Here is a 12470-nt window from a genome sequence, read left to right on the forward strand (position 1 = left end):
CTATGCTGTCAGCACCATCGCGCTGAACGTCCCTGCCACACCGGCTGCAACTGCCAGCATGGGACCCGGTGAAACTTGCTGATTGTCCTCTTTCCAGAAGTCATGCAAATTGATAAAGGCATCACCGCAGAAACAGTGACCGACCTGATACAGGTTCTTACGGTAAATCTGGCTGCGTTCGATGCCCAGACGATCCGCCAGCCGGTCAAAAGTCGGCGGACTCATGTGATAAGGTAAAAAGGTATGAATTTCTCCGGCGGAAATCCCAGCCTGCGTCAGAGCTTTATCGATCGCATCCATCATGGTCGGAATAAAAGAGCGGTCATAACGGTTTTCATCTTCCCGGCTGGTATCCACAGTCCGATGACTGATACCGCCAATCATTGACCAGCTCAGCCCCTGAATATTCAGACCAGTTGTATCAGGATGAGATGAGACCAGCACCGCCGTACATCCTTCCCCGAACAAACCATTCTGATCGACATACTGAACGGTTTCATGAAAGCATTTATCACCGGTCAGCAGGATGGCATAAGTCGGCTGCTGTGATTCTCCGGCCGGACTGATGCGACAGACTTTATCCAGCAAAGCCAGTCCCAGAAATGAAGAAGCACATGACCCCTGCGTCAGAGACATCACTTCCACACGGTCGGATAACTGCTGCCGGATCATCGATTCCAGCAGGCGGACGTCAAAAGGATAAGTCGTGTGCAGCGAATGGGCATAAGCAACATGCGTAATTGCATCCAGCTTATCCGGATGTTGCGCCAGCAAACGTTCCAGACAGGTCGTCAAAGTTTCAGCCAGTGACTGATGAGGAAAAATACAGGCCGATTCCAGTTTGTGAAAACGGCTGAATATTTTCTGATTTCTTTCTCCCCACTGATAACGCTGGTGCAGTTTATCCAGCGACATCAGTGACGGATTAATATGCGTTGCGACATCAATGATTTTCATCGTGTGTGACCCGAAGTTGCCATCAGGGTATAGATTTTTCCCTGATGTTGACTCAACAGAACAAAATGTTGTTTAGAAACAAATGATTGGCTAAAACCATCATCGGCAGCGATAGCCTGCTGCATTTCCCAGAACGGTGCGACGCAGAGTAAATCCGGTCGGGTGCAACGAATATGTCGCCGTGAACTCAACCGCGCAGCAATCTCCGGCTCACAGATCACTGTTGTTGATTCAGACGTCAGTCCGAACTGTTCAGACAACTGCTGTAACAGGATGGTTTCTGTCCCGACTTCGGTGCAATCGTGAATCCGGGTCTGAATTTGTAGCCCGGAGCCGTTACGTTCGATAACCATGCCGGAAGCAGCATTGGCTACCGATTGCCGATCAACCGCTGGCGAATGAGACATGAGACTGTTTTGATCCATCACCAGCAACAGTGCTTTGCCGTTCTGCGCAGGCAGATAACGCTCGATACAGTCAAGTGCCATAAAAGGCGATGCCAGCCCCGCATCACTGAGGGCAAATGCAAAGGTATCTTCCAGTGCCAGACGGTGCAGTACATAATTGGTGACAGCCTGTCCCAGCTCGGCATCCGGTGTCCAGTGCGCCAGAATCACCATATCGAGATCGCTCAGATCGGTCCGGGAGGCTATCTGTGTTACCAGCGCCTCAGCCATGGTTGTAAACGAGACCTGATTCTCTCCCGCCAGCCATTCCCGGACACGGCTGTCCTCTGGTACAAATGGCTTCCCATTCGCCTGACAGAATGCCTGCAAATAGTGATTCACCCGCGCTTCACTGACAATTGTCGGTGGCTGTGGCGTTGCTGTTCCTGCAAACGGTATACAAGTGAGTGTTGTGGGGTTGAGTGATAACGTCATCGGTCTGATTTCCGGCACTATCATTACACGGCAATATGCTGTGGCTGCTGTTGTGCCAGCATATGTTCAACACCATCGGCATGACGGATCACCGTGACCTGATCCCCTTCCACCAGCACTTCAGTAGGATAGCCGAAACTCAGGAAGTACACCGGAGAAGCCGTCGGACCGTAGGCGCCGGAATGGAAAATGCCAATCAGATCGCCTTCATCCAGCCGGGGCAGTTGCACGTCATCACCAATCAGATCCGTTGGGGTACAGAGTGGCCCGGTTAACATGTAAGGCTGTCGATCATCCGCATCATGTCCGGAGCCCAGACGGGCAATCGGAAAGTTCTTACGGATCACTGAGCCGAGTCCCGCTGCGGCACCATGGCAGTTTGAACCACCGTCACACACGGCAAACATTTTGCCTTTCGATTCTTTCAGATAACGCACCCGAGTGACGAACATACCGGAGCGTCCTGCGATAAAGCGTCCCAGTTCCATGATTAATGTCGTTTGCGGGAAGCTATAACGGAATTCACGGATCACCGGTTCCATCCCGGCGGCAACCACATCCAGATCGAGTTCCGTCTCTTTTGGGTAATAAGGCACACCCAGTCCGCCACCGATATCAACGAAATTTAATGTGATGTCATAATCCCGCTGGATTCTTTCTGCCAGAGAAAGAATATTGCGAGTGTTGACTACCACAGCCTCGGCATCCAGAATCCGGGTACCCAGATAAATATGAATCCCTTCCAGCGCAACATGCGGATATTGATCCAGATGGTTCAGGGTTTCCAGCACGGTATGTTCATCAATCCCAAACTGACGCGGCTTACCACTCATCACCAGACGCGCTTTTTCAGAGGTAAAGTTAGGATTAATCCGGAAAGCAAACGGCTGAACCACACCGGCATCTGCCGCCAGTTGATTCAACAGGGCCAGCTCGGACAATGATTCAACCACAACAGCCTTAATTCCCAGTGCTACACAACGGCTTAATTCATGTGCCGATTTTCCTGGTCCGACAAAAATAATCTCGCCCGGTAAAGCACCTGCAGCTAGTGCGGTTTCCAGTTCAGCCAGAGAACAAACTTCGCAGCCAACCCCCTGCTGATGAATGATCCTGACTAAAGAAAAATTCGGGTTCGCTTTCAGAGAATAAAAGTAATTCAACGCATCCGGTAAGGTATTTTTTAATGTTGTCAGGTGATTTTTTAACTGATTCGCACTGTAAACATAAAAAGGTGTTTTTACCGTCGCAGCTATTTTTTCTATTTCAACCTGATCAACATGAGATGAATTAATATATTCATTCTGAAATTTAAAACTATGCATAATTTAAACTCCCGACTAAATAATCTGTCAGTGTGTTCATATTTTTAAAATGGGAAAGGAAATTGCCATCCATACATGAAAATAAGTCGAACTCTTGTGCTGCCTCGTCTTCTATTCTTTCGCACAATCCGGCAATCAGAGCAACCAAGCTGGCCGAATCTAACAGACCGGAATCACTATATATATCGCTACCACTAGTGATCTGATTTATTTTGCCGTCATCTAATCCGAGATTTTTTAATTCAGATAACAATATCTGTTCTACATTATCTTTATCGAGAAACATAAAACTCTATTCCCTAGAGATCCGTTGAATGATGCTAATGTTACCTTTCTCAATTTCATTTTTTTGACTGAAATTGTACTTATCAATAAAAATATTTTTACAATTTCAAGACATTTTTAATACCAGCAATTTCAGTCAAAAAAATGCTAATCGAATCGCTAATAATTATTCTGTAGATAGAACACCAATATCATCATCAGATGAAACAGATTATTTAATAATCTCTGCTGATATCTTTTTTAATATATTTAACCGCACGATATTTTGTAATTTAGTACAAATACCGGCCGACTCAGTGATCATGGAAAATGCAATGACTTATATCGTAGATATTCAATGTAGCAAGTCAGACAGTACTTCTTTTATCCCGCTGGATGAACTGGGACTGAGTCACGATATTTCCGCAAAAGAAGCCAGAGTTTATCAGCGCATCTATCAGCTGGAACAGATCGCCATGAACCGGTTGTCTCATGAAGCGATGCTGAAAGAAACTCTGTCGGCGCTGGTCAGTCAGCATCCTACCCTGCGTCAGCAAACTGGCTATCTGTTTTACACCAAAACCCAGACACATAATACCTGCTTTGACGACCACTGGTTACAGAAACTGGTGGAGTCATGCGGTCTCCGCCACTGGAAATCAGTCACACTCAGTCTGAACCACTGCGCATCTGGTCTCAGCGCTGTCCACCTGATTAACCGGATGTATCAGAACGGAGAAACGGCTCCTGCAATTGTCCTGAGCGGTGAAAAAAGTTTTGCACCGGATCTGAATAAGATGACCGTCGGCGTACTGGGAGAAATGTCTGCCGCCTGCCTGCTATCGCCTCTGGACGGACAATGGCATATCACCACTTCCAGAGTGAAGCATCTCAGCCGATTCTACAAAAATCCGGAAAACATGAGCACTGCTGAAAAACGCGCCATGATGGGAGATTTTTATACCGGTATGCTTGATTTCCTCCGGACAGAAACGCTTTCCGAACCGGAGATCATTCTGCCCTATAACCTAAATCTGCCGTTACTGAACCGGGTATCAAAAGAGTTAGGCTGGGCGGAAAAACTGTATACCACCAATATCCGTCAGACCGGGCATACCTACTGTTCTGACGTTTTCTATAACCTGCTCACAGCAGAAACACAACACCATTTCAAACGGGCGTTACTGTTTGCCGCCGGAATGGGCGTGACCTATTCCTCGCTCGGTATTACCCGTCATTAACTCACCTCATACCCATAAAGGAACACAAGCTAATGAATATCATGGATAAAATCAACGAAGCACTGTCACAGGTTCTGGACGGAGAAACAGTCACCATCGATCTGGATACCAATTTCGATGAGGACTTAGATCTGGATTCCGTTCTGTTCGTTCAGTTTCTGCTGACACTGGAAGAAAGTATTGACGGTCTGCTGTTTGATCCGGACCTGATCAGCCAGTCTTCATTCAACAATGTCGGTTCTTTAATCGAGTTTATCGAATCCCAGGTCACAGTTGCGGAAGCCTGATATGAACATCACAGCAGAAATACTCGATCAAGCATATATCGGAGGCCGGAAAACCGACCTCCGGGAACTGTTACCGCAATTGGGTTTCTGGATGACAGGCAGACATGCCTGTCTAGTCAGTCAGGGCCTGACGATGTTTCCTGCGGGAGCGTCACCTGAACTGGTTAATGTTCAGGGAGAAACCATTTTGGCATCTCACTGTACCCACCTGCCTCAGGATCGGATACTCCGGCATCTGGAACTGGAAACCGCCACAGTTGACGCTCAGAACCAGAGTGGCGAAGCGATTTCTTTCGTGGTTTGTGCCCTGCGTCTGGGGCTGGTTGCCCGAATTCTGGATCTGTCGTTCAACCACCTCAAAGACCGGAAAAGTTTTGGCCAGAAAACTACCCGCCATCAATTGGTCAAAGCCAGTTTTTCTGATATTTACGGTGATGTATCACTACTGAAACAGCAGCTGCACTATCGTCTGGACAGTGGTGATTTGAGCACTCCGGATGAAGAACACCGGCAGATTACCCAATTATCCAACCATGCTGAGAAGCTGATGGGCGGACACGGCTTCCTGCTGGGAAACAGTCATACCATCAGCCACTTTTCCATGCTGCTTTACTCACTGTTCGGTAAAAGCAGTTCACGGGAACAACAGCAGGCACATAGCGCCGTCTGATAACAGACGGCCATTGTTCATGACAGTAAAAGGATAATTATGAGCATTTCTAAGCAATCAACACTCACTTTACCGGCCAGCGGAATGGGTGATGTCAAACAGGTACTGGGCATCGCCTGGCCGATGATCCTGATCGCAATTGTGGTGTCGCTATCGCAAAATGGTCAGATATGGATCCTCGGTCAGAATGAACAGAGTCAGGCGTTGTATCAACTATCGATGCTGCAACCCTTCCATTTTCTTTTTATTGCACTGCTGGAGTGTCTGACGATCACCAATCAGGTCTTCAGTGCCCGTTCAACCTGCGACTGGCCCAGCAGAAAAGTCATGAACAGTACCCTGTTGCTTGCCGTTGCAGGAACTGTTTTCCTGTGTCTGCTGGCTGGTGTCAGCTACTTGTTCGAAGCACCGCTTCAATCGGTTATGGGCGGTAACACTCAGAATCTCTTCAGCCAGACACTGCCACTATATCTGTTATCCCTCATTCCGTTGCTTATCTTTGAGTTGGGCAATGCCGGACTACGGGGACAGGGAAAAACCCTCAGTAGTATGCTGCTCATTTCAGGTTTTATCATCATTAATCTAGCGGTTTGCTACATCGGCTTTGTTCATCATCAGCTCGGATTTCAGGCAGTGATCTATGCCAACCTGCTCTCAGCATCGGCGATGCTGCCGTTTTCGCTGTTTATGCTGTTTCGAACCGTCAGTCACGGTTCTGATCCACAACCAAAGGCTTTCTTACCCAGACTATTCGCACTGATGACCGATGCCGGAATCCCGATTTTTCTGTCAATGCTGATTGCATTCGCCAGCTCTGCCGTGATCTTTCCGCTGATCAGTCAGATGAATACTGACTATGCACCCGGCTTTCTGATCGTCGTCAAACTGCGTTCGCTGTTTATTATTCCGGCAGTGGCACTAGGCTCCGCGATTGCAATTTTTGTCAATCAGCAACTTTCTGCCGCTACGAAAGATGCACTCACCCGCATGCTGAGCCGGGGTATGCTCGCCATCAGTCTGCTGTATATCACCCTAACAGCGATGGTTTACCTAAATCAGCATACTCTGGTTGATCTGTTAGCCAATACATCCACAGTTCAGCAAGCTGGTTATCTGTTGCTGTCACTGCTTCTACCAACATTTTTCCTGACCTCAATGCTGGCTGCAACCCAGACTATGCTTGAACAACTTGGCCGGGGCAAAAGAGTACTGCTCATAACTTTAGTGGTTGAATCTGCAATGGTCGGTGGCATTCTGATCCTGATGCGTTCTCAGGGAAATATTACCGAACTGGCACATCTAATCGTCATTTTCAACGTGGTTTACTTTACGATTTTCCTGCGTGAATACTGGCTGCTGACAAAAAATTTGCGAGGGGAAGATGCTCTATAATCTTGCCTACCCTTTCATGCAGCTTTCAGCACTGGCACATCAGCGCTATCACTGGTGTCTGGTGATGATGAAACGCCGTCCGAAGTTATTGCTTAAAACTTCGGTCCGGCCGGAAACACATTACCATGGCTTATGTGGCAAGTTGCGGCGGGCAGATACGATTTTACTCTCCCGTCTCTCTTCCGGATGGGCCGCCCGTTATGCGATCCGTATGTTTGAAAAACCGACGCGGATGCCCTGTATGGCAAACGATCTGGAATTTGAACAGCAGAGCCAGCAACATCAACTGACGTTCAACAAATGCCGGATTAATGTGTTCTGTCATGAACCACCGGCATCGGTTCCGCTACAGGGAACAATTCTGCTGGTTCACGGCTGGGAAGGACGGAGTGTGATGTTCCGGCCGCTGACAGAAAAACTGCTTGACAGTGGTTACCGGGTCATCGCTCCTGATTTGATCGCCCACGGCAGTTCAGAAGGAGAGCGCTGTTCATTCTACGATTTGGCACAACTATTATTACGGATCAATCAGCAATTCGGGGCTTTTCATGCCGCGATCGGTCACTCGTTTGGCGGCACAGCACTGGCCATGGCAATTGATGCAGGGCTTTCAACCCACCGGCTGATCAAGATCGGCAGCCCGGACGGATTAGGCAATCTGCTGGATTCATATATCGATTACTACCGGATTCCGGCTGTTCTCAAGGACAAGCTCAAACAGGTATACCATCGCCGTTACGGCACCCACCCGGATATGATCGATACACCGTTATGGAAAACCCTGTCACTGCCAACCCTGCTTTGTCATGACCGTAACGACAACATCATCGACATTACTCAGGCACAGAAGATGAACGCTGCCTTCCCCAACTGCGAACTGTTCCTCACCGACGGCTGGGGACACCGCGGCGTACTGAAAGATCGCAATATTCATCAGAAGATTATTGAGTTTGTTCAGAGTGATGCGACGTAGTATCTCGGAAGGTCACGGATAGCAGTGCAGATCTGACTCACTATTTTTGGTGGGTCAGTTTTTTATTACAGACTCATAATTTTACAAGATTCGTTGTAATGCTCCCGGAGGGAGTAACATGATCGCGACTTGGTCGCGATCATCGGATAATCACTGGCTGGACAGCGTTTCAGCTCAGCAGGAAGAGGAACAGTTCATCACCGCATCTTATCCAGCAGAACACCTCTTGAGAAAGAAGATCGGTGGTTACCATAGATGATTTCAAAAGGTTTGTTCTCTTTTTCTTTGGTGGTGATCGAATGTTTATACTTTAACGGTGTGATCTGATGTGCCTTGCTGAAGCTACGGGAAAAGTGAGCGAGAGAAGAGTAGCCGCAGGCGTTACTGATATCTGTCAGTGACCAGTCGGGAGCAATTTCAATGTATTCCTTCGCCAGCGCAATCCGGATGTCCCAGATCCAACGCATTGGCGAAGTTTTATATACTTCATTAAATAATCGGCAGATCTCATACTTGGATGCATCCACCTCTTCAGAAATATCATCCAGTGATATTTCCATTGAGATATTTTCGATGACATAGTCGAGTGTTTTTACCAGCAAATCCAGTTTCCTCCTTGACTTCGATAATCCTAAAGAAGGTTGGATCTGATAAAGTTCATTGATCAAATTATCTCTGAAGTGTTCCATATTTTCGTAACAGTAGTAATTAATTTTGTGGTTCATTTCCTAGCCTCACTTAATTATTAATCTATTTTATTTCACTCTCTGAAACGATCCTGTATCTGACGTTATCTCTTCTACGGAAAATGGTGATTTTTCATTGTTCACATGAAATACTTTCACCTTTCCTTCTTTCGGTACACAAAGAGACAAATCGAACAACTGTTGATACTCATACATATAAAACAACCATCCGGTTTCCGGTTGTTTATTTTCTCCCAAATACATGTTAACCAGACTTTCGTTCAGATCGAACCAAAAGCTGTTTAATGGTTGTGCTAACCCTTTACCAATCGCTTTGATATACGACTCTTTCAGTGTCCATAGCTGCCGGGCCTGCCGGTAAACGTCTTTAGAGGGCAATGACTCAAGCTGTACCATTTCCTCGCGGTGAAAGAATCTCCGTGCGATCTTTAATATCTGACTGTCTTTCTTTTTAAACTCAATATCCACGCCGACGTCACCGCTTTTTGACAGCAGTAATACGCCCACACCATTAGAGTGCGAAATATTAAACCAGAGAGAAGGCGTGCCAGCGATAGCCGGTTTACCATACTCTATTCTGTAAATTATTATTTCTTCACCATCTTCATGGTAATAAGGTAATATCGAGTCAATAAATTGTGCACTTAGTTTTTTATCTACCTCCTTATCTGAATTAATTTTATATTCATCATATTGATAGTTTTCGTTTTTAATAAAAAATAATAAATACTCATTATCTTCCAACTCAGGCAAATATGTTTCCATTGCATCTACCTTCATCAATAACTTTATTTAACACATACGAATATTTAAAGCGTACAAACCCCGGCAGCATTTTTACCACCTATAAAATTATGGGTTCATAAATAACGGGTTATATCGGTAATATCAGCCGGGCGACACAGCCCTGCATATCCTCTCGATTATCGATTGAAAAATATCCGCTATGGTTTTCTGCAATCTGCCGGCATAAAGTTAATCCAATTCCGCTGCCGTGAGATTTGGTACTATAAAACGGAACAAACAAATTGCTCTTATTGGTAATACCGGTTCCCTGATCCAGTATTTCCAGAATTAGATTATATTTTTGTACTTCACATGACACCGTAATCGCACCTTTCGGATCACTCATCGCTTCGTCGGCATTTTTAAATACGTTGATCATTAACTGCTGCATCTGAGCCGGATCGATATTAACTTTCAGTGCCTCCTGACCACAGACAATGTTGATTTTCCGATGCTCAAATAGTGGCAGTAATTCTCTGATCAATGACTTAATATCATGCAACCTTTTAGCCGGTGCCGGTAGCTGAGTTAGCTTGCGATAACTCTCAATAAACGATTTGAGGTTTTTCGCCCGCTCCTCAATAATCTTTAATCCACCATCCACTTCGGTAAGTGACTCATCTTTCTGTTCCGGCAGCAGTTCCCGAAGAATCTGGCTGAGTGACGCAATCGGTGTCAGGGTGTTATTGATTTCATGGCTCAATACCCGCAACAAATTTTTCCACGCCCGGTATTCCTGCCCACGCAGCAGTTCACTGACATCCGTGACAAAAAGCAGGGTTTGTCTACGGCTATGTTCATAATAATTGTCCTGATTGATCTGAAACTTGCCACTTTTCTGCGGAAAGTGCCATTCCATCACCTCTCCTGAAGTGCATTGGAGTAAATCGTAAATCGCCAGTGAATCAATTTGTTGCCCCTGCATAGATTTTGGATTCTGATCAAATAGCAGACCAGCACCTTTATTGACGAATGCAATCTCACCTTTGTCATTGAAGGCAAATATCGCAACATCAATATTGTTCATGATCTTCTTGACCAGATATTGCTGCTGACGAATTTCCAAACGCTGCTGATTCATCGATTCAGATAGGCGGTTAATCATACAAATCAGACCATCCATAGAATCATTTCGTCCGGTTCGCTTCCCACGCATACTGAATTCATTGTTGGTCAGCGATTCAACCAGATTCATCACAGTTGCCAGATGAAAATTTAAACTGTGATCAACTGTCACCAGACAATACATAATCAGTAATGCGCTCAGAAATGCCGTCAGTGCAATCAGATAGCCGGAATAACCATGGACGGCCATGATAATCAGCAATAAACAGGTCGGTGTCACTGAAGCAATCAGCATCAACCGGCGCTGTACGATTTGGATTGAAGCTTCTAACATGACAGCGCCCTCATTTTGCCTTCCCCAAGCGCCGATAGAAAGCACTTCGGCTGAGACCCAGAGATTCGGCGGCCTGGCCGGCATTACCATCAAAATAATCCAGACGCTGTTTCAAGACGTCCTGCTCAATCTTTTCCAGTGTGGTTGAGTACGTATTGCCGGAATATGTCGCTCTATTATCCGCCACAACACTGTCATGGCTCGAAACAACACTCTGTGACGAAAACGCCAAAGACACATCATCAGCCTGATAGTCAGGTAACACACGTAGAAGCAATTGCTTGTCTAAAGTTTCCCCCTGGCTCAGCAATACCAGACGTTCAACCACATGACTCAGTTCGCGGACATTACCCGGCCAGCCATAAGATTGCAAAATAGCAATAGCTTCAGCGGTTAACTCACCGAGCGGCTTACGGTATTTCTCGGTGTAAATCTGCACAAACCGGTCAATCAGCGGAATAATATCTTCAACCCTTTCCCGCAGCGACGGCACCCGGAATTCAAACGTATTCAGGCGGTAAAAGAGATCCTGACGAAATGTCCTTTCAGTAATCATCTCATTCAAATTAGCATTGGTTGCAGAAACTACCCGAACATCAACCCGCTGTGTCTTCGCTCCGCCGACTTTCTCAAACTGCTTCTCTTCCAGTACCCGCAGCAATTTAGACTGCTGAGTGACAGGCATATTACCGATTTCATCCAGAAACAGTGTGCCTCCGTCAGCCAGTTCAAACCGGCCGATACGCTGCTGTTTCGCATCAGTAAATGCACCTTTCACATGCCCAAACATTTCACTTTCAAACAGCGTATCCGGAATGCAACTCATATCCACAGAGATAAATTCCTGTTCGGCTCTGGGAGAATGCTGATGGATATAGCTTGCCAGCAGACTCTTCCCTGTTCCGTTTTCTCCGGTCAGCAGAATATTGGCACCACTCTCAGCAACCAGCGTCAGTGACTCCATCAGGTTTTTCATCGCAGGAGAAAACGCCACAATATTGTCAAAAGCACATAAGTTGAGTTGTTCCTGCAACAACTGATTCTGCTGCTGCAAGCGAGATTGTTTCTTTAAACCTTCACTCAGGCGAATCTGAGTATTGAGAATATGAACCAACCGTTCGTTATCCCAAGGCTTTTCAATAAAATCGACCGCCCCATTTTTCATCGCTTCAACAGCAATATCCACTGAACCCCATCCGGTCATTACCACCACCGGTAGCTCACCGTCGATAGTTTTAATCCGTTGGATCAGATCCAGCCCCTCCTGTCCTGAAGTGGTATCCAGCTGATAATTCAAGTCGATAAGGGCAATATCTGCATCGCCCTGTTTCACCTGTTCCAGAGCAAGTTCAGGAGAATTGACCGTCACCACATCAAAATGACGGACTCTGAGAGTTAACCTCAGTGTATTCAGGATATTTTCATCATCGTCTGCGACTAAAATCCGATATTGTTGATTACGCATAAAACTCTTATTTGTTGTTTTTCATTGTTTTTTTATTGATAGCAGCCTCGACTGCATCCCGGCCATACTGACGTTATTATAGTGTTCAGAAATATAAAGACTGAGATAGGAGTGTGTCATTGG

At 46.2% G+C, this 12470-nt stretch carries 13 protein-coding genes; 5 read left to right on the top strand and 8 right to left on the bottom strand.

Features of this window, described 5'->3' with window-relative positions; all coding sequences use genetic code 11:
• The 4 genes from VRK_RS09870 to VRK_RS09885 are packed head-to-tail and all read right to left on the bottom strand — an operon-like array spanning nt 1 to nt 3449.
• Complete coding sequence (locus VRK_RS09870) at nt 1–957, bottom strand: 3-oxoacyl-[acyl-carrier-protein] synthase III C-terminal domain-containing protein (protein ID WP_059121202.1); 957 nt, start codon at nt 955–957, stop codon at nt 1–3.
• Nucleotides 954–1838 carry a hypothetical protein gene (locus VRK_RS09875; protein WP_059121203.1) on the bottom strand — a complete coding sequence of 295 codons (885 nt, stop codon included), beginning with the start codon at nt 1836–1838 and terminating at the stop codon, nt 954–956. The genes VRK_RS09870 and VRK_RS09875 overlap by 4 nt, the downstream gene beginning before the upstream one ends.
• 23 nt (nt 1839–1861) lie before the next feature.
• Nucleotides 1862–3163 carry a type III PLP-dependent enzyme gene (locus tag VRK_RS09880; RefSeq protein WP_059121204.1) on the bottom strand — a complete coding sequence of 434 codons (1302 nt, stop codon included), beginning with the start codon at nt 3161–3163 and terminating at the stop codon, nt 1862–1864.
• Nucleotides 3156–3449: a hypothetical protein gene (locus VRK_RS09885; RefSeq protein ID WP_059121205.1), complete on the bottom strand. Its 294-nt coding sequence runs from the start codon at nt 3447–3449 to the stop codon at nt 3156–3158. Before VRK_RS09885 ends, VRK_RS09880 begins: the two co-directional genes overlap by 8 nt.
• 313 nt (nt 3450–3762) lie before the next feature.
• Between VRK_RS09885 and VRK_RS09890 the strand changes: the two genes are divergently transcribed.
• From VRK_RS09890 to VRK_RS09910, 5 genes are read left to right on the top strand one after another with little or no spacing between them, the layout of a single operon-like run.
• A complete protein-coding gene (locus VRK_RS09890) occupies nt 3763–4668 on the top strand; it encodes a 3-oxoacyl-[acyl-carrier-protein] synthase III C-terminal domain-containing protein (protein WP_059121206.1) in 906 nt (301 codons plus the stop codon).
• 32 nt (nt 4669–4700) lie between these two features.
• Nucleotides 4701–4955, top strand: a complete 255-nt coding sequence (locus tag VRK_RS09895) for an acyl carrier protein (protein ID WP_157371895.1) — start codon at nt 4701–4703, stop codon at nt 4953–4955.
• Between the two features lies 1 nt (nt 4956).
• Nucleotides 4957–5625, top strand: coding sequence for an acyl-CoA dehydrogenase family protein (locus VRK_RS09900; RefSeq protein WP_059121207.1), 669 nt, complete (start codon nt 4957–4959; stop codon nt 5623–5625).
• Between the two features lie 39 nt (nt 5626–5664).
• Nucleotides 5665–7017 carry an MATE family efflux transporter gene (locus VRK_RS09905; protein ID WP_059121208.1) on the top strand — a complete coding sequence of 451 codons (1353 nt, stop codon included), beginning with the start codon at nt 5665–5667 and terminating at the stop codon, nt 7015–7017.
• Nucleotides 7007–7990 carry an alpha/beta hydrolase gene (locus VRK_RS09910; protein ID WP_059121209.1) on the top strand — a complete coding sequence of 328 codons (984 nt, stop codon included), beginning with the start codon at nt 7007–7009 and terminating at the stop codon, nt 7988–7990. The genes VRK_RS09905 and VRK_RS09910 overlap by 11 nt, the downstream gene beginning before the upstream one ends.
• Before the next feature lie 197 nt (nt 7991–8187).
• Here VRK_RS09910 and VRK_RS09915 read toward each other — a convergent pair whose 3' ends face one another.
• The 4 genes from VRK_RS09915 to VRK_RS09930 form a co-directional block, all read right to left on the bottom strand.
• On the bottom strand, nt 8188–8715 hold the full coding sequence (locus tag VRK_RS09915) for a helix-turn-helix transcriptional regulator (protein WP_059121210.1): 528 nt from the start codon (nt 8713–8715) through the stop codon (nt 8188–8190).
• Between the two features lie 30 nt (nt 8716–8745).
• The gene (locus VRK_RS09920; RefSeq protein WP_059121211.1) at nt 8746–9462 is read right to left on the bottom strand and encodes a 4'-phosphopantetheinyl transferase family protein; all 717 of its coding nucleotides are present in this window, start codon (nt 9460–9462) and stop codon (nt 8746–8748) included.
• Nucleotides 9463–9571: 109 nt separating this feature from the next.
• Nucleotides 9572–10882 carry a sensor histidine kinase gene (locus VRK_RS09925; protein ID WP_059121212.1) on the bottom strand — a complete coding sequence of 437 codons (1311 nt, stop codon included), beginning with the start codon at nt 10880–10882 and terminating at the stop codon, nt 9572–9574.
• A 10-nt stretch (nt 10883–10892) separates the two neighbouring features.
• Nucleotides 10893–12347 carry a sigma-54-dependent transcriptional regulator gene (locus tag VRK_RS09930; RefSeq protein WP_059121213.1) on the bottom strand — a complete coding sequence of 485 codons (1455 nt, stop codon included), beginning with the start codon at nt 12345–12347 and terminating at the stop codon, nt 10893–10895.
• Between the last annotated feature and the right edge of the window lie 123 nt (nt 12348–12470).

It is taken from the genome of Vibrio sp. MEBiC08052, assembly GCF_001506075.1.
In the GTDB taxonomy this organism is placed as follows: domain Bacteria; phylum Pseudomonadota; class Gammaproteobacteria; order Enterobacterales; family Vibrionaceae; genus Vibrio.